At 61.3% G+C, this 17868-nt stretch carries 11 protein-coding genes; 9 read left to right on the top strand and 2 right to left on the bottom strand.

The genetic code is table 11. From position 1 onward, the window contains the following. The first annotated feature begins 78 nt into the window (after nucleotides 1-78). The 6 genes from GT571_RS06510 to GT571_RS06485 all read left to right on the top strand — a co-directional run bounded on the left by GT571_RS06510 (nucleotide 79) and on the right by GT571_RS06485 (nucleotide 9175). On the top strand, nucleotides 79-1341 hold the full coding sequence (locus tag GT571_RS06510) for an MFS transporter (protein WP_161156164.1): 1263 nt from the start codon (nucleotides 79-81) through the stop codon (nucleotides 1339-1341). Nucleotides 1342-1456: 115 nt separating this feature from the next. Continuing rightward, the gene (locus tag GT571_RS06505; protein WP_161156161.1) at nucleotides 1457-2314 is read left to right on the top strand and encodes an HAD-IIB family hydrolase; all 858 of its coding nucleotides are present in this window, start codon (nucleotides 1457-1459) and stop codon (nucleotides 2312-2314) included. Between the two features lie 121 nt (nucleotides 2315-2435). Further along, nucleotides 2436-3146, top strand: a complete 711-nt coding sequence (locus GT571_RS06500) for a TetR/AcrR family transcriptional regulator (protein ID WP_040358972.1) — start codon at nucleotides 2436-2438, stop codon at nucleotides 3144-3146. A 12-nt stretch (nucleotides 3147-3158) separates the two neighbouring features. Beyond that, nucleotides 3159-7940, top strand: coding sequence for a 2-hydroxyacyl-CoA dehydratase (locus GT571_RS06495; protein WP_161156159.1), 4782 nt, complete (start codon nucleotides 3159-3161; stop codon nucleotides 7938-7940). An 85-nt stretch (nucleotides 7941-8025) separates the two neighbouring features. Then, nucleotides 8026-8535, top strand: a complete 510-nt coding sequence (locus GT571_RS06490; protein WP_204987205.1) for an aryl-sulfate sulfotransferase — start codon at nucleotides 8026-8028, stop codon at nucleotides 8533-8535. A gap of 190 nt (nucleotides 8536-8725) precedes the next feature. After that, entirely contained in the window at nucleotides 8726-9175 is a 450-nt protein-coding gene (locus GT571_RS06485; RefSeq protein WP_147344059.1) for a hypothetical protein, read from the top strand. A gap of 128 nt (nucleotides 9176-9303) precedes the next feature. Here GT571_RS06485 and GT571_RS06480 read toward each other — a convergent pair whose 3' ends face one another. Further along, complete coding sequence (locus tag GT571_RS06480) at nucleotides 9304-10443, bottom strand: DUF389 domain-containing protein (protein WP_161156155.1); 1140 nt, start codon at nucleotides 10441-10443, stop codon at nucleotides 9304-9306. A 307-nt stretch (nucleotides 10444-10750) separates the two neighbouring features. Between GT571_RS06480 and GT571_RS06475 the strand changes: the two genes are divergently transcribed. Then, nucleotides 10751-14206, top strand: a complete 3456-nt coding sequence (locus tag GT571_RS06475) for a CAP domain-containing protein (protein ID WP_161156153.1) — start codon at nucleotides 10751-10753, stop codon at nucleotides 14204-14206. A 199-nt stretch (nucleotides 14207-14405) separates the two neighbouring features. On the opposite strand, the gene GT571_RS06470 is transcribed toward GT571_RS06475, so the two are convergent. Beyond that, nucleotides 14406-16109, bottom strand: a complete 1704-nt coding sequence (locus GT571_RS06470; protein WP_161156151.1) for an OPT/YSL family transporter — start codon at nucleotides 16107-16109, stop codon at nucleotides 14406-14408. A 288-nt stretch (nucleotides 16110-16397) separates the two neighbouring features. On the opposite strand from GT571_RS06470, the gene GT571_RS06465 reads away from it, so the two are divergent. Continuing rightward, nucleotides 16398-17249 carry a type III pantothenate kinase gene (locus GT571_RS06465; protein ID WP_161156149.1) on the top strand — a complete coding sequence of 284 codons (852 nt, stop codon included), beginning with the start codon at nucleotides 16398-16400 and terminating at the stop codon, nucleotides 17247-17249. Between the two features lie 84 nt (nucleotides 17250-17333). Next, nucleotides 17334-17858: a deoxycytidylate deaminase gene (locus GT571_RS06460; RefSeq protein WP_099432128.1), complete on the top strand. Its 525-nt coding sequence runs from the start codon at nucleotides 17334-17336 to the stop codon at nucleotides 17856-17858. Nucleotides 17859-17868 lie beyond the last annotated feature (10 nt).

Genomic DNA, 17868 nt, shown 5'->3' with positions numbered 1-17868 from the left:
TAGATTTGAGAGGGCAGCTCCGGCTGCCCTTTTCAAGTCGATAAATACATATTAGCGGTATGTATAGGGAGCGGACTTATGGCTGGACTGAGAGACGTCAGAGTCTTGTTGGAACCAAAAACAGTGCGGTCAATCAGGCTTGCGGAACTTCTGGTTGCGCAGCTGTGCACGTATTCGATGCTGTCAGCGCTGTGCTTTGCGTATCCGCTTTACTTGTTCGATTGCAGCGGATCGTCAACGTTATATGGCGCCGTCGTGGCGACGGCGTTCATACCCGGCGTACTCGCAACTCCGGCTGGCGGAATCTTGGCGGATAGGGGAAGACATCGCGAGGCCCTCGTGGCCCTCGGCATTGCTCTGATGACTGCATCACTGCTGTCTATCCCCATGAAGCACTCATTGCCTCTTGCGGTCGTCGTAGTAGCGATACTTTGTGTTCAATATGGCGCTCAATCGCTGCTAAAGCCAATACTCCAAATTGAGACGGTGCGCATGGCGGGTGAAAAGAAGGTTGAGCGGGCCACTGCATTGGTTTCGCAGGTGACCATGGTGAGCAATATCTTGGGTCCTGTGGTCGGGACGGCAGTCTATGGGTGCTTTGGCATCGATGCTCTTTGCACAATCGCGTCGGTAACGTTTGCGATTTCAGCTCTGTTGTTTGGTGGCGTACTCAAGCAAAATGCCTCATCTGAAACGATGGGAGACGGCGCGACTCGTACGACATGCCGAAACGATTTTCGGGAGTCGATTCGGTATCTGTTGCAAAATGCATCATTGGTCGCTGTGATTTTGCTTGCGGCAGTTTTGAACCTTGCGTTGGTTGGGCTAACGATTGGCGCTCCCATTATTGTTACAAAGCATCTCGGCATGCAATCGTCCTGCGTTGGGATAGTTGAGGTTGCTCTGGGCCTGGGTGGTCTTACCGGCAGTGGCTTGGTCGGCATTTGGCCGCATCGTTTTTCTTTCAATGGCATATGTCGATATGTTGCGATGATCTGTTTTGGAGTCGCGCCGATTATTGTTACGCTGCTGTTCGGCGTAGATGTATGCGTGTTCACCGTGTTTGCGGTCGCTTCGGCATGGGCCATGGTGTGGGCAAGCATTGCGTCGGTTGAAATCACCGCGTTTGTTCAGCGGGCAGCGCCGACTGAGCTCTGCGGAAAAGTGCTTTCGGTCGTTTACATGGTCCTTTCCTGCGCAACACCTATCGGCCAATTGACGTACGGGGTTGCATATGATCGATGGACACCGGCGATTGTATTCGCAGCCATGTTGGCGGTGCTGACGTTGACGACGGCGCTGTTTTATCGTCTGAAAAATCGCTTGCGGCGATTGTCTTGACGCGCTGGGGCACCGTGAATTTGCGGAGGCAGTGGCCCGCCGCGCCGGGACGGCATTGTTCGGGCATGCCTCTCTTTCGTCTACAATATCGTGCAGACGAAGGAGAGGCACGCCCATGATCAAGATGTTTGCGAGTGACTTAGACGGAACGCTGCTGAACGCCCTGCACGAGGCAGATAGGACCATCCGCCGTGCCATTCGCGAGCTGACCGAGGCTGGCCTGCATGTGGTTCCCGCGACCGGGCGCTCGACGTTGCCAATCGGCGAGCATGGCTTTACGGGCCTGGCGCTTGACGCCTGCTGCTCCAACGGGTCCATCGTGCGCGACAGCCACGGCGAGGTGCTCAAGACCTGGACCATCGACCCGCAGATTACCGAGGAACTGCTCAAGGAGTTTCCGGATATCTGTTTTGACTGCTCAACGCCCGATGGCATGTTCTCGAGCGGATCGTTCGAGATGCATCAGGCGGGCTTTAAAAAGGACAGCCCTATCAAGCGCATCGTGATGCGCGGCATGCGTGCGCGTGGCGGCTATCACGAGGAACAGTACTTCGACCAGTCGATCGGTGACATCCTGCGCCACGATGTGTGCAAGATCAACTGTCGCGTGACCTCGCCCGAGCTGGAGCGCGACCTTAAGGCGTATCTGGCCGAGCGCTCGGACCGCGTGGTCAACGCGCCGTTCGATCCGGTGATGTTCGAGATCACGGACGCGGCATGCAACAAGGGCGAGAGCGTGGCATGGCTGGCGGGCTACTACGGTATTGCCGAGGACGAGGTCGCGGTCTACGGCGACGGCGGCAACGATATCGCCATGCTCAAACGCTTCCGCCACAGCTACGCGACCAAAAACGCTAGCGATGCAGCTAAGGCCGCCGCGAGCGTGACCATCGGCAGCTGCATGGTCCATGCCGTCCCCAAACACATGCTCGCCACCATGCGCAAGCAAAACTCCCGCACCGTCATCGAATAATGTGACAAAGGGACAGTCCCTTTGCCACAATCTAAATATTGCCTTTACGTGTTGGTACACACGGTGTGCAATAATACTCGCACTGTGCAATAGTGCACAGGCTGAGTAACAAGGAGGACGCTTGTCCCAGCTCGAGAAATGCGATCGCCGGTCCCTTCGCTCGCAGCGTGCCCTTCGCCAGGCACTTGCCAGCGAGCTTGCCGAAAGCGGCGACCTTTCGCGCATTAATGTCGCGTCGCTCACCGAGCGCGCCGGCCTTACGCGTCGCACGTTCTATTCACACTACCGCGATATCCCCGACTTTATCAATCAAATCGAGGACGGCTTGCTGGCCGAGATCCGTGAGCGCATTGAGCTCATCACCGCAGCTCAGCTGCCTGATCTCTATCACAACATCGATGAGCTCGAGCCGGCGCCCGGTTCGGTTGAGCTGCTGCGTTATCTTGCGGCCAACCGCGACTTAATCGGTGCGCTGCTGGGTCCGGGCGGCGACCAGGCCTTCATTAAAAGGATCATCGACACTGCGCGTGAGGCTGTGGTGCCGCGTGCGCAGACGGGCATTTTGGGCCTGGCGCTGGGCACGTTCTTTGACTACTACGTCACCTACGTTGTGAGTGCCGAGGTCGGCATGATTCAGCGCTGGTTTGAGCGTGGGCTCACCGAATCGCCCGAGGCCATGGCGCGCATTATGACGGTGCTCGCTTTTGTTCGTCCTGGTGACCTGTATGGCCAGCCCATCGATATCAACGTGCCGGAATACGGCATGAAGCTATTGAACTTGCAGCTCGAGGATGCGGCCGACACCGCCGCAACCGTCGAGTCCAACAACTAAGAGGAGAGACAGATGAGCAAACTCGTCGAGGGCATCAAGGACCGTATGGTCGCTGCCGCACGCGAGGCCGCGCCCGCCGTGGTGGACGCCGCGCAGAAGGCCGCGACCGCGGCTGCCGAGAAAGTTGCCGAGGCCGTTGCCGATGCCAAGAACGTGGCAGGGGAGACGTCCATCGCTAGCGAGCCCGCCACCGCCGCTGAGCCCGTAGCCGCCGCCCACGCCCCCGAAGGCGCGATCTTCAACCCCGAGGCCGCCCGCGGCAACCTGCACCTGGGCATCGACGTGGGCTCCACCACCGTCAAGCTTGCCGTGCTCAACGATGACAACCAGATCGTCTACGCCAAGTACCAGCGCCACCACACCGACGTCCGTGCCTGCGCCCGCGATCTGTTCGAGGGCGCCGCGACTGTGCTGCCGACGGCCCAGATGACCTGCGCCATCACCGGCTCGGGCGGTCTGCTGCTGTCCCAGTGGCTCGACTTGGAGTTTGTCCAGGAGGTCATCGCCAGCAAACGCGCCGTCGAGACCCTTATCCCGGCCACCGATGTCGCCATCGAGCTGGGCGGTGAGGACGCCAAGATCATCTACTTTGACAACGGCATCGAGCAGCGCATGAACGGCACCTGCGCCGGCGGCACGGGCGCGTTCATCGATCAGATGGCCACTCTGCTGCACACCGACGCGAGCGGCCTCAACGAGCTCGCGGCCAACGCCACCACCATCTATCCCATCGCCAGCCGTTGCGGCGTCTTTGCCAAGACCGACGTGCAGCCGCTCCTCAACGAGGGCGCCCGCCCCGAGGACGTCGCCGCTTCCATCTTCCAGGCCGTCGTGACCCAGACCATCTCGGGCCTGGCGTGCGGCCGTCCCATTCGCGGTAACGTCGCCTTCCTGGGCGGCCCGCTGCAGTATCTCTCCGAGTTGCGCCACCGCTTCTACCTCACGCTCAACCTGGACGAGGAGCACCGCATTGTGCCCCAAAACGCCCACCTGTTTGTGGCGAGCGGCGCTGCCATGGCGCACGAGTCCAACAAGCTCAGCACGTTCCCGCAGCTTATCGAGGCCATCGACAGCCTGGGTGACACACAGGGTGCCGAGGTCGAGCGCCTGGATCCGCTCTTTGCCACCGACGATGACTTTGTCGAGTTCAAGAACCGCCACGACCAGGAAGTCGTCCCCAAGGGTAAGCTCGACGGCTACACCGGCCGCGTGTTCATCGGCATCGACGCCGGCTCCACCACCATGAAGGCCGCGCTCGTGGGCGAGGACGGCCAGCTGTTGCACACCTGGTACGGCAACAACAACGGCGACATCCTGGGCACGGCCAAGGTCATCATGGCCGATTTCTACAATCACATCCCTGCCGGCTGCACCATCGGCCACGTGACCACCACGGGCTACGGCGAGGCGCTGCTCATCGAGGCCCTCAAGGCCGACTCCGGCGAGATCGAGACCGTTGCGCACCTGCGCGGCGCCAAGGCATTCCTGCCCGGTGTCGAGTTTATCCTGGACATCGGCGGCCAGGACATGAAGTGCCTGCGCGTGAAGGACGGCGTCATCGAGCACATTATGCTCAACGAGGCCTGCTCATCGGGCTGCGGCAGCTTTATCGAGAGCTTCGCCGTGTCCATGAACATGGACGTGCGCGCGTTCGCCGATGCCGCCATCCATGCCAAGGCCCCGGTCGATTTGGGCAGCCGCTGCACGGTCTTTATGAACTCGCGCGTCAAGCAGGCGCAAAAGGAAGGTGCCACGGTGGGCGACATCGCGGCCGGCCTGTCCTATTCCGTCATCAAGAATGCCCTGTTCAAGGTTATTAAGCTGCGCGATCCCAAGGAGATCGGCAGTCAGGTGATCGTCCAGGGTGGTACCTTTATGTCCGACGCCACGCTGCGTGCGTTTGAGCAGCTCACCGGTGTTCACGCCGTGCGCCCCGATATCGCCGGCTGCATGGGCGCCTACGGTGCGGCCCTGCTCGCCCGCGATCGCGCCGGCGCCGACGGCACCTCGATCATCCTTTCGGCCGAGGACATCGCGCACCTCACCGTGACGCAAAAGCACGTCCGCTGCGGCCGTTGCTCCAACAACTGCCAGCTCACCGTCAACGATTTTGGCGGCGGTAGGCGCTTCATTACCGGCAACCGCTGCGAGAAGGGCGCCGGCCACAAAAAGCAGAAGACCGAGGCCCCCAACCTCTTCAAAAAGAAAAACGAGCTGCTCTTTAACCGCGAGGTGCTGAGCCCCGACGAGGCCCCGCGCGGCACCGTCGGTATCCCCCGCGCGCTCAACATGTACGAGAACTACCCCTTCTGGCACGCGTTCTTTACGCGCCTGGGCTTTAGCGTGCAGCTGTCCGACCAGTCGAGCAAGAAGACCTACCAGGCGGGCATCGAGTCCATGCCGTCCGAGAGCGTGTGCTATCCGGCAAAGATGAGCCACGGCCATGTGATGAACCTTATCGACCGCGATGTCGACTTCATCTGGATGCCGTGCGTGCGCTGGGAGCGCAAGGAGGATCCGACCGCCGGCAACTGTTACAACTGCCCCATCGTCATGAGCTACCCCACGGCGTTGGCACTCAACATCGACGAGATCCGCGAGCAGAACATCGAGTTCCTGTATCCGTTTGTGCCCTATCACGACAAGACCGAGCTCAAGCGCCGTCTGTACCAGGTGCTCGCCGTCGACCGTGTGGCCGATGCTGAGGCCGGTCGCGGTCGCGTGCGTGGACCCAAGATCACGCGCTCCGAGGTCGATGCCGCCGTCAACGCTGCCTTTGAGGCCGACGCGCGCTTCCACGAGGACATCCAGACCATGGGCGAGGAGGCCCTTAAGTGGGTCGAGGACCACGGCGGTCACGGCATCGTGCTCGCCGGTCGTCCCTACCATAACGACCCCGAGATCAACCACGCCCTGCCCGAGCTTATCTCAAGCTTTGGTTTTGCGGTCTTTACCGAGGATTCGCTCGCGCACCTGGTAAAGCCTGAGCGTCCGATTCGCGTCGTCGACCAGTGGATGTACCACAGCCGCCTGTATGCCGTCGCCCGCTTTGTGACGATGCGCAACGACCTGGACCTGATCCAGCTCAATTCCTTCGGCTGCGGCCTTGATGCCCTGACCACCGACCAAGTGCAGGAGATTCTGGAAGCCAGCGGCAAGATCTACACCGTGCTCAAGATCGACGAGGTGTCCAACCTGGGCGCTGCGCGCATCCGCATCCGCTCGCTCATGGCGGCGCTCAAGGACCAGGAGGCCGAGCGCTTGGCCGAGGCTACGGCAGCGGGCGAGGCCTACGAGCAGGGTGATGCCGCGCCGGTGGCGCCCTCCACGGATGCCCCCGCGTTCGCGAGCCGCAAGTACACGTTCGAGGCGCAGCGCGAGAGTGCTTCGACCGCGTGGCCCAAGGTACCCTTTACCGAGCAGATGCGCGACGAGGGCTACACCATCCTGTGCCCGCAGATGGCGCCGATTCACTTTGACCTGGTCAAAGAGGTGTTCCGCGGTGCCGGCTACAACTTGGAGCTGCTGCCCTCGACCGATCACGATGCCGTCGAGGCCGGCCTGCGCTACGTGAACAACGACATCTGCTATCCGTCGATTCTGGTGACGGGCCAGATCATGGAGGCCATCGAGAGCGGTCGGTACGACCTGTCCAAGACAGCCGTGGTCATCAGCCAGACCGGCGGTGGCTGCCGTGCTACCAACTACATCGCGCTTATCCGCAAGGCCCTGCGCGAGAGCGGCCACCCCGAGATTCCGGTGATCTCGCTTTCGGCCGTGGCGCTGGGCGAGGACAACCCCGGCTTTAAGATTACGCCGGCGCTGCTTAAGCAGGCAGTCTACGCGGTGCTCTTTGGCGACGTGATGATGCAGATGCTCTATCGTTGCCGCCCGTACGAGGCAACGCCCGGTGCCGCCAACGCGCTCTACGAGGAGTACATGGCGCGTGCCCGCAAGCTGGCACCCAAGTTTAACCGTCACAACTACACCAAGTTGTGCCGCGAGGCCATCCGCGCGTTCGACACTATGCCGCTCGTGGGCGAGGGTACTAAGCCGCGCGTGGGCGTGGTCGGTGAGATCTTGGTCAAGTTCCATCCCACGGCCAACAACCACGTGGTCGACGTTATCGAGCGCGAGGGCTGCGAGGCCGTGGTGCCGGGTCTGCTCGACTTCTTCCTGTACTCCATGAGCAACGCCGAGCTGCAGAAGGACGAGCTGGGAAGCTCTGCTACGACGCGCGCGGGCATGCAGGCGCTCATCAAGCTTGTGGACTGGATGCGCACGCCGGTGGAGGAGATGCTCGAAAAGTCCCGCCGCTTTGAGGCGCCCGAGCGCATCGGCACCATGGCCGACAAGGCCCGCACGGTGCTTTCGGTGTGCAACAACATGGGCGAGGGGTGGCTCCTCACGGCCGAGATGCTCGACCTGATCGACCACGGCGCGCCCAACATCATCTGTACGCAGCCCTTCGCGTGCCTGCCCAACCACGTGGTGGGCAAGGCCGTGATCAAGGAGCTGCGCCGCCAGCATCCCGAGAGCAACATCGTCGCGGTGGACTACGACCCCGGTGCATCCGAGGTCAACCAGCTCAACCGTATCAAGCTCATGATCAGCGTGGCCAAGGAAAACATGCGCGCCGGTAAGGGCTTTAGGCTCGAGAAGGTAGCGCCGCTCGCGATGGACGAGGTCACCGGCCAGATGCGTGCCCACGACGGCTGCGTGAGCTGCGGACCGGGCAGCGAGGAGGCCGTGGCGTCGGTCGCCGAGCGTCTGGGGCGTGGCATTAAGAAGTAACTGGCCTGCTATGGGCTGGATATGAGACAAACGGGTGGTAGCCGGTACGGCTACCACCCGTTTTTGCTGGACATATGTTGCGCAAATGACCTTGCTACAGCCTTCCGTGGGCTTGCCCGATTTTTGGGCCGGTCCGGGCTTTGAGGACAAGTTGCTGCGGGCCCAAGGCGATTTTTCGCTCAACGCAGGCCAGCACGGTTTGACCTATCTGCCAAATGACGAGACGACCACGATTGGTCGCTACCAGGTGCTGCTATACGACAACAACTTTGGTGCGGCAGAAAGCTATCCCAAGTTCGACTGGGGCCAGCTGGGCGCCGCGGTAGTGACTGATTACAGCAAGGGCACGCATTCGTTTGGGCGCGTGTTCGCGGTGGACGAGACCGCACGCACCTATGAGCTCGAGGACCAGATCGCGGTGCCGTTCTCGGGCTACGTCAGCAGTGCGCAGCGCGTCGGCAATTCGAACAGCATGCTCGTGGCATCGGGCCAGGCCAAGACCTTTACCGAGTACGATCGCTGCGGACTGCCCATCGCCACCTACGAGATGGAAGCCGAGAAGTACATCTATCGCGTGTACAAGTACAAGTTGTAGCGCTGCGCTTAGGTTTGACCAATAGAGTATGAAAACACGCCGTTCGCCGATGCCCCCTCCGTGAGTGGCAGCCATATGGTTTGATGTTGGAAACATATGATTGCCGGCAGGCCATAGGTGACGTTCCCCCTGATATCGGAGGTTCCAGGTATGTTTCGCGCTCCGTTAAATAACTATCGGTTGGGCTAACATGGGTCGCCGTGCTATTTCGATAACCCTTGCAGTGGTCTGCCTGGCTGTGCTCTTAGGCGCTACGGGGCTGTTTGCTATAAGTCGAGAAACATCCTATATGCAGGAATGTGCTTCCGAAGGCTTTGTCATTGATGGTTACTATCGGGATGACAAAACGAGTCGGGAAACCCTGGCTTTTCTTGAGGAGGACAACTGTCGATGGCAGCTGGTCGACCAAGACGGAATCTGCACAGACGGGCAGTTTAAGCGTACGGATGACCCCAACATCCTGATATTAAAGAAGGAAAACGGTGAAGAATTCGGTACGGTCCACGTGGCGTACTTGTCACGCCGACGCGATCAGGGCTTGCTCTACCTATTTAGAGATACCAGGGTGACCCGTTTTTATCTGGTGAGTACCGGTCCGGCGTTTACGGTGGAGTCTGGCGATGTCGATGCGGACAGTTGATTCACGGCAATAAAACAGCGAGCGGGGCACGGACATGAATCGCGCCCCGCTTTTTTGCTCGCGGCCTGCGTCGCGTCTGCGCCTCGTTCCGACTCGCGCCCGTGCGCGCATCCATCTCACATCCCGCATCACTTCACATCGAACTCCACGCGATCGAGTTCGGGTACGTTGAGGTCGATGAGCTTGCGGGCAACGCGGCGGTCGTGTGCCCCAAGCGCCTCGCCTGTCGTCACATGGGCGACAATCTCGCGCTCGACGATGCCCTCCTCGTCCCCTTCGGTGGCCGAGGTCTCGACGGCGACGGTGTAATCCTTAAAGCCCGGCAGCACCGCGGCAAGCTCGCGTGTGGTCTCGGTGACGCCGTAGCCGTCCTGCACGCCGACCTGCGCCGAGCCAATAGACCCCGCGGTCATAACGATGCAGGGGATGGCAAAGATCACCGTGCCCACAATAATGCGGCGGCGCACCTTGCGTGACAGCTCGTCGACCTCGGCATTTTCCTCAGCAGTCACAATACCGTCGCCGTTGAGGTCGCGCTTGAGCGGCACACGCAATAGAAGTAGTACGGCTTCGGCAGCCAGTGCGATAAAGACCACGTTGATGCCAAACTCGTAAAGCGCCGAGAGAAACAGCGACCCGCTTGCGATGGCGATGCCGTAGCCCGCCGCGCACAGGGGTGGCATGAGCGCGGTCGCCACGGCCACACCGGCGATGAGCGTGGCGGGTTCCTGGTCGCGCGAGTTGCCCAGGCCGCCTGCAAAGCCGCCGGCGAGCGCGACAGCGAGGTCCCAGACAGTTGGTGTCGAATTGTCGATAATGGCGGCCGTGGTGGTGCCAAGGGGCGAGAGCTTAAAGTACAACGTGGATGTGACCAGGCAAAAGGCCATTTGCAGCGCAAGGCTGGCGACGGCTTCGACGGTAATCTCGCGGTCGAGCGTGGCAATGCCGTATGCCATGGCAAGAACCGAGCCCATGAGCGGGCAGATGAGCATGGCGCCCACGATGGCGATGTCCGAATCGATATCGAGGCCGATGCTTGCGATCAACATGGCGATGATGAGGATGCATAGGTGGGAGCCGGTCAGACGCGCCCCGTTTACAAAACGCTTGCGGATCACGTGATAGGGCGCGCGTCCCTCGCGAATGTTGAATGCGCGCTTTAGGAAGCGGGTGGCGTTCTCCATGGCCTCACTATGGGCAGGGCGGATGCCGTGGCGCCGGTGATGGCGTTCGCGCAGCCGCTTGATCTGTTGTTTATCGAGTTCCATGTCCACCTCGTTCCAGCGCGGTCCGCGTATCCCGCTCGTCGCCCTTACTCTACACCGTGGCGGGCGGGGTGTCTGTTGGATGCGGAATCCGATAGGGCGGATGACGCGGGAGCAAATGCAAATCATAGGCTCAATTCGATCCTGCAAGAATATGATGCACCAGTTCCTACATATGTGACGAAATTGTGAAGCACGAGAGCGCGAATTTCAAAAAATCCGCTGGTGACCAATGTTGCGCAACAGAATTCAAAAATCAGCTCCTACATTTTGAAGCGTATGGATACATCCGTGTCAAAGGGAGAAAGCCATGGCAAACTACAGTCCACAACACTTTGAGCCTCGGACTAAGGCCGTCAACGTCAAGGGCGTTGCCAACCGCGCCGTCGCAACCGTTTTGACGGCGGGCCTCATTGCTCAGCCGCTTATGTCGCCGCTGGCGGCAATTGCTGCACCGTCAACCGATAACGGCGATTCTGTTCAGGGGGGGGGTAGTTCTGTAGAGAACACCGTTGCCGCCGGTAACCAAGCGGTCGTAAAGACGGCTGCCCAGCTGGCCGAGGAGTCGGCAAAGCAGCTCAAGGACGCTCAGGCCGTCTACGATGCCGCCCAGAAGAAGGCCGACGCGGCGGGCCAGTCTCAAAAGCAGGCGCAGCAGCAAAAGAATCAGGCCTCGCAGGCTGTGAGCGACAACGAAATCGAGCAGAACGCAGCAGAAGTCGCCGCGCTCCAGGAGAAGATTGACGAGCTCAAAGCCGCCGTCGAAAAGACCGAGCAGCAGCAGAAGAAGCTGGGCGACCTGAACGATCAGCTCGATCAAGCCAACAAGAGTGTCGAGGATAAGACCCAGGCGCTCAAGGACGCCAAGGCAAAGCAGGATGAGGCCAAGAAGGCCCTCGATGATGCCCAGGCCAAGCTCGAGGCCATGGGTATGGACGAGTACGAGGCCGCCAAGAAGGCCGTCGAGGACGCACAGGCAAAGCTCGATGACGCCAATAAGGCCGTTGCTACTGCACAGGCCAATCTGGACCAGGCCAAGGCTGCCGAGGCTAGCGCCCAGCAGGAAAAGAAGGACACTGAGGCCGCTCTGACGACTGCCCAGGCCAAGAAGCAGGAGACTGCCGCTGCGCTCGCAGCCGCAACCACCGCGCGCGATAACGCCCAGCAGAAGTTCAACCAGGCGCAGGCCGCGCTCGATGCTGCCGTCTCGGGTACGGGTGTCGACCTGAGTGCGCTTGAGGCCGCCAAGATCGCTGCTGCTGGTGAGCTCAAGACCGCGCAGGCGGAGCTCAATGCCGCGACGGATGCCGACGCTACCGCCCAGGCGAACCTGCAGGCGGCCCAGAATACCGCCACCGCCGCGCAGGAGAAGGCCAACGCCGCCAACGCTGCCGTGGCATCTGCCCAGTCTGCATACGATGCGGCAAACAAGGAGTACAAGGACGCGGCCAGTAAGCGTGACGCCGCGAAGACGGCATACGAGCAGGCCCAGCAGACCGAGGCCGACAAGAAGGCGGAGTACGACCGTCTCGTCGAGATCCGTCAGCAGAAGCACAACGAGTTCAATCAGGCTCGTGCTGAAGTAACCGATGCGAAAAATGCATACGATGCCGCAACCGCCGAGGTCGAGAAGCTTAACCAGCAGATCGCCGACCTCAAGTCGAACATGACCGTAGACCAGAATGTCATCAGCCAGGGTATGTTCGGCTTCATGAACTACATCATCGGCGGCAGCCAGTTCACGGCCACGCAGAAGAAGAACGCCCAGGACGCCGTATCGATGCTGACCGGTGCCGATGACAAGGCCGAATGGTATGACCAGTACGTCGATCAGGACATGTCTCGCGACACCAACCCGCTTTCCCTGGAGCAGATGCGCAACGCCCTGACATATCTCGACACCCAGAACAACCTTCGCAAGGCGAACGGTCAGTCGGCGCTCAGCGTCAGCCTCCGCATGACTGTGGCAGCCGCCCTTAATGCATCATATTCATCGAACATCTGGGGGCACTCGGGCTGCTACTGGGATAACGGTGAAAATCTTGCTGGTGGAGGCGGTGCATATACCGGCGGCGAGACTGAGGACACCCTAGGCTGGCCCTACACCGGTCTCTATACCCAGGAGAAGGAGGCATTCGATAAGTACGTCGCGCAGTACGGCGACGACCTCGGTAGCCACCGATATGATGCCTATTACATCTATCAGAACTACAACAGCATCTACCATGAGTGCGGGCACTATCTCAACATCATCGATTCCGCTACGGAAGCCATCGGTATTGCAACCGGTAGCGGTAAGAACACCGATTCCGAGGTAACCATCTTCGATTACAGCGCTGATGACACTCAGGCTGATTTCACTGTCTCCGAGTTCAAGAAGCTTCTGAACGACTACATCGATTCCGCCTACAATGCAGGCGGCACGCAGGAGCAGAAGGAGCAGCTGAAGCAGCTTCAGAATAAGCTGGCGGAGGCGCAGAAGACGCTGGGTACGGCCGATACGGCATATCTCGCCGCTCTCAATAATCAGAAAGACGCACAAGACGCCTATGCTGCGGCCGATACGAGTGTGAATACCGCCAAGGGCGAGTACGAGAAGGCCAAGTCCGGCACCGCCGCCGCGAAGACGGCCCACGACGCCGCCGAAGCCAAACTCAAGGGTATCGACGTCAAGACGCCCAAGACCAAGCTCGACGCCGCCAAGAGCGAGGCCGCTACTGCCCAGGCAGCTCTCGATAAGGCAAACGCCACGCTTGCTGACAGCAAGACGAAGGCAGCCGATGCCGCTGCTCACAAGGCGAAGGCTCGCAGCGCCCGCGACGCCGCCAAGGTAAAGTCCGATCAGGCCAACGAGGCGTATGACAACGCTACCGCTTCGGTCAAGGACCTTGCCGCCAAGTGCGATGCCGCCAAGACGGATCTTGCGAACAAGCAGGGCACGCTTAACGATGCCAAGAAGGCCGACGACACTGCCCAGGCTGGCGTTGACAAGGCTCAGGCCGCAGATGTGCACGCCGCGACCGCTCTTTCGGGCGCCAAGCAGGCAGTTGCCGCCAAGACGCAGACCCTGTCCGACGCACAGGCGAAGGCCAAGGCCGCCGAGGACGAGCTTGCCACCGCAAACAAGGCCTTCGAGCGCTTCGCCGGTGCCCAGAAGGCGGTCGACGACGCCAAGGCCGCCTATGACGCTGCCGTCGCCGGTGTCGCCGATGCCCAGAAGCAGCTCGAGGCCACCAACGAAGCCGTCGTCGATGCGAACTTCGAGATCGTCAAGGCCAAGGCCGAGCTTGCCAGCGATGAGGCACTCAAGGCCGATCTTGAGGCTGTCGACCATAAGGCATCCCTTGCCGCGGGCACGACGGGCAACGAGAAGCTGGTCAAGCTGAACGCTGCCTACGCTCGCTATAAGGCTGCCGTCGATGCCGCCGCTGGTCTCAAGGCTGCTCTGAGCGATGCCGATGCCAAGCTGTCCGATGCCAACGACGCCTATGCCGCCGCGCTTGCCGAGCTTGGCGATGCCAAGGATGCCCTGGCTGCCGCGCAGGCCGAGTACGACAAGTATCATCCCAAGGCTGAGCCGCAGGCCAAGCCTCAGGTTGCGCAGACTGCCGCAAAGGCTCCTGTCGCCAAGAAGAAGGCCACGGACGGTGCACTTGCTCAGACGGGCGATACCTCCGCGCTTGCAGGTGAGGTCTTCGTCATCGGCGGCATTACGCTCGTTGCCGCGGGCGTGACGCTGGGCGATCGTCGTCGCAAGCAGATGTAGCGTTTCGAGCGTAGTTTCTGCAACGAACTTCAATTCATAACGGGACCGTCTCGTTAGCCAAACGATAAGGCCGGCGCGCTGTTAAATGCAGCGCGCCGGCCTTTCTTTGCGTTGGTATAAAAAGCCCGGTCGGCAGCCGCAAAAGCTACCGACCGGGCAAGTCGTAGGCAATATGGTTGCCGTCGAGCAGCTGCTCAGCTTAGCCCAGCAGGCTTAAGCCCACGGAGACAAACGCCAGGATAACGCCGACGATGGACTCGCCGCCGAGCAGGCCGCTGGCGACAACCAAGCCCTGTTCCTGGAAGGCGGCGTCCTTGGCGGCCTTTTCCTCGTCAGAAAGACCAGCGGTGGCGTCGCGGTGGGCGGACCACTTGTCGTAGGCGAGCTTGACGCAGGAGCCCAGGAATGCCGTGAGTGACATGTAGAACGGCAGGTACACGCCCAGGCCGATCATCATGGCCGGAATGCCGAGCCAGTACATGACGATGCCGGCGATAAAGCCGCCAACGAACCACGGCACGCTCGGGATGCCCGAGACCATGGTGGCGACAACGCTTGCCTGCGCGGCAACAAAGCTCTTGTCGGGGCCAAAGGCGTCCGGGCCATAGGCGGTGACGAGCGCGACCATGACGGCTGCGGCGACCAGGGCGCCCACGATGCCGCCGATGGCCTGGCCGATCCACTGTGCACGCGGGTTGGTGCCCAGCACGGCGCCGGCTTTAAAGTCGTTCATGACGTCGCCCGCAAGGCCGCACGCCACGGCCACGATGCCGGCGATAAAGAACAGTTTGACCTGAGCGATCTGTGCGAAGGCTGCCACGATGAGCATGACGATGAGGCCGAAGATCTCCATGGGGTCGATGCCCGTCTGGCCGCAGCTCTGCGCGCTCATGATGGTGGTGACAAAGGTGAACAGCGTCACGATGACGGCCGGAACGGGGCCAAGGTCAAGCACGATGGCGATGATCACGGCGATGGCGGCAGCGCCCAGGCCGATGATACCGGCGTCGAGCTTGAGGGAGCCCGAGATGAGCGACTGCTCGTCGGTGTCGGTGGAGCTGTCGGCGGCGAGGCCGCGGACGATACCGGCGACCTGCGGCAGGATGTCCTTGAGGACGACGGCGACGCCAAAGCCCATCATGAGGCCCATACCCAAGGACTTGACGATGCCCTGCGCGGTCACAACGTCGAACAGACCGGCAGCGGTGCCGCCCACAATGATGCCAAAGTTGCCTAGCAGGGCACCGGCAAACCAGAAGGCGACCGGGGCGAAGCCCACGAGGAAGCCGACGGAGAGCAGCATGGGCGAGTTGTAGATGCCAAAGGTCACGCCGGGAATATTGAGCGTGCAGAGCATGCCGGGCACCACGCCCAGGGCGTCGCGCAGCACGCTATAGATGCCGGCGATGGCCATGGAACCAAAGAGCTGCTTGCCGGTTTTGCCGCCAGCCTCGGTTGCGCGCAAGGTCTGAGCTGCGGCGTTGCCGGTGGGGAACTCAAGCGCGGCGTCCACGATAAAGTGACGGTGGATGAGCGCGGTGGCCAGCAGACCCAGGATAGTGCCGGCGAGTGCCACGATAAACATGTCGAGCCAGCTAATCTGGTCGGCATAGCCCAGCATCCAGGCGCCCGGGATGGTAAACGCCAGACCGCCGGCGACCATGGCGCCTGCGGACATGATGGTGTGGGTGACGTTTGCCTCGTTGAGGCTGGCGTTGCCCATGAGTTTGAGGAAGAACAGCGAGATGACGGCAGCAAAGACGATCGGCCAGGGGAGTGCGCCCATCTTGAGGGCGGTGTAGGCCGAGCTTGCCGTGATGATCACGCAGCCAAGGACGCCGATGACGACGCCGCGCAGCGTGAGTTGCCCGCGCATCGAGGCGCGGTTCGAGGGATTGCTCATATAAAACTCCTTTGCGTATATCCGCTTCCCCCGGGAGCGCCGTTACGGATACGGCGCGGGAAGTCGGGTTACCAAGGGCCGCCGCGTGAGCTCGCAAACGACCGCGCACCAGTATAGCCGTAAGGCAGCTCATTTAGGACGGGGCTTTTTAGCTGACCCAGGCTCGGCCAAAGGATGATTGTTCTGGGACGGGGATTTAAAAATCATTGCGTACCTGATGATTTTTAAATCCCCGTCCCAGAACAATCATCGGGATATACTGCTGGGCAGACGAAAGGAGCGCCGACGATGCTTAATGGGTGCGCATATATATTGACGGTCGACGTGGGCAACACGTTCATTCGCTTTGGCCTGTTTGCCGAGGATTCGGCCGCGGCGCAGGAATGTCCGCTTGCGACGTGCGAGATCACTACGCCGTCGAGCATCACGGCAGACGAGGCGCGCATGCGTCTCGTGCAGGTCATGGCCGCACTGGCGGCCGATGCGGGCATGCCGGGTGCGCTTGTGCCCGCAGCCGCAGTGCTGAGTTGCGTGGTGCCGGCGCTCGAGCGCCCGTGGAAGACGGCGCTTTCCCGCACTTGTACGGGGCGCGTGCTCACCGTGGGGCCGGGCCTCAAGACCGGCATGCCCGTGCACTACGACGATCCGGCCGAGATCGGCCCCGACCGCATCGCCGATGCCGTGGCGGCGCGCGCCGTCTACGGCTCGCCGTGCATTGTGATCGATCTAGGCACCACGACCAATATCGAGGTCATCGATACGCACGGAACCTTTGTCGGCGGCGTTATCGCGCCGGGTCTGGCGCTCGGCGCCCGCTCGCTCTCGGCCGCTGCGGCGCGCCTACCCCAGGTTGAGCCCTCGGCGCCGACACACGTCATCGGCCGCAACACGCGCGAGGCCATGCGCTCGGGCGTGGTCTTGGGCGAGGTAGCCCGCATCGACGGCATGCTCGACATGGTGCTTGCCGAGATGCGCGCGACCAAGGCCGCGGGGGAGGGCGACGTGCCCATCGTCATTACCGGCGACGATGCCGAGGCACTCGCGTCGCTGGTCGGTCACAGTCTGACGGTCGACGACGCGCTGACGTTGCGGGGTCTCGCCGAGCTCTACCGCATCAATCAAAAGCCCCGCCGCGTGTAAAGGTGAGGGCGCCGGTGGGACAAACGCCCCCACCTTTCACCTGCTACAATGGGTCAAACTATTGCGATTACGGAGGTGTCTGCCATGTCGGACGATCTTCATCAAACTTCGTCAGGCAAGCGCCTGGACGTCATTAGCTGGGACGAGTTCTTTATGAGCGTGGCCATCGCCGCGCAGCGCCGCAGTAAGGACCCCAACACGCAGGTGGGCGCGTGCATCGCCAGCACCAACCACCGCATCCTTTCGGTGGGCTACAACGGTACGCCCTCGGCGCTCAACGACGACTTTTTCCCGTGGGGCACGAGCGACGACCCGTTGCAGGACAAGCACAACTACGTGGTGCATGCCGAGGCAAACGCCGTGCTCAACTACCGTGGCTCGCTCAAAGATCTTGAGGGTTCCACGGTCTACGTCACGCTGTTCCCGTGCCACGACTGCGCCAAGATTTTGGCGCAGGTGGGCGTGGGCGAGGTTGTCTACCTGGACAACAAGTACGCCGACACCGATGACGGACGCATCAGCCGCCGCATCCTCGACTCCTGCGGCATCAGCTACCGCCAGGTTATCGTCGATGTTCACATCGGCACCGAGGGGCAGGCTCAGCAGTAGCGCGTGGCAA

It is taken from the genome of Collinsella aerofaciens, assembly GCF_009876115.1.
Classification (GTDB): Bacteria; Actinomycetota; Coriobacteriia; order Coriobacteriales; family Coriobacteriaceae; genus Collinsella; species Collinsella aerofaciens_N.
The sequence above is the reverse complement of the archived record's forward strand: the minus strand, read 5'-3'. Positions and strand labels throughout refer to the sequence as shown.

Coding starts and splice junctions, on each gene's coding strand:
- GT571_RS06510 (WP_161156164.1), top strand. CDS start 79: ATGGCTGGACTGAGAGACGTCAGAGTCTTGTTGGAACCAAAAACAGTG.
- GT571_RS06505 (WP_161156161.1), top strand. CDS start 1,457: ATGATCAAGATGTTTGCGAGTGACTTAGACGGAACGCTGCTGAACGCC.
- GT571_RS06495 (WP_161156159.1), top strand. CDS start 3,159: ATGAGCAAACTCGTCGAGGGCATCAAGGACCGTATGGTCGCTGCCGCA.
- GT571_RS06490 (WP_204987205.1), top strand. CDS start 8,026: ATGACCTTGCTACAGCCTTCCGTGGGCTTGCCCGATTTTTGGGCCGGT.
- GT571_RS06485 (WP_147344059.1), top strand. CDS start 8,726: ATGGGTCGCCGTGCTATTTCGATAACCCTTGCAGTGGTCTGCCTGGCT.
- GT571_RS06480 (WP_161156155.1), bottom strand. CDS start 10,443: ATGGAACTCGATAAACAACAGATCAAGCGGCTGCGCGAACGCCATCAC.
- GT571_RS06475 (WP_161156153.1), top strand. CDS start 10,751: ATGGCAAACTACAGTCCACAACACTTTGAGCCTCGGACTAAGGCCGTC.
- GT571_RS06470 (WP_161156151.1), bottom strand. CDS start 16,109: ATGAGCAATCCCTCGAACCGCGCCTCGATGCGCGGGCAACTCACGCTG.
- GT571_RS06465 (WP_161156149.1), top strand. CDS start 16,398: ATGCTTAATGGGTGCGCATATATATTGACGGTCGACGTGGGCAACACG.
- GT571_RS06460 (WP_099432128.1), top strand. CDS start 17,334: ATGTCGGACGATCTTCATCAAACTTCGTCAGGCAAGCGCCTGGACGTC.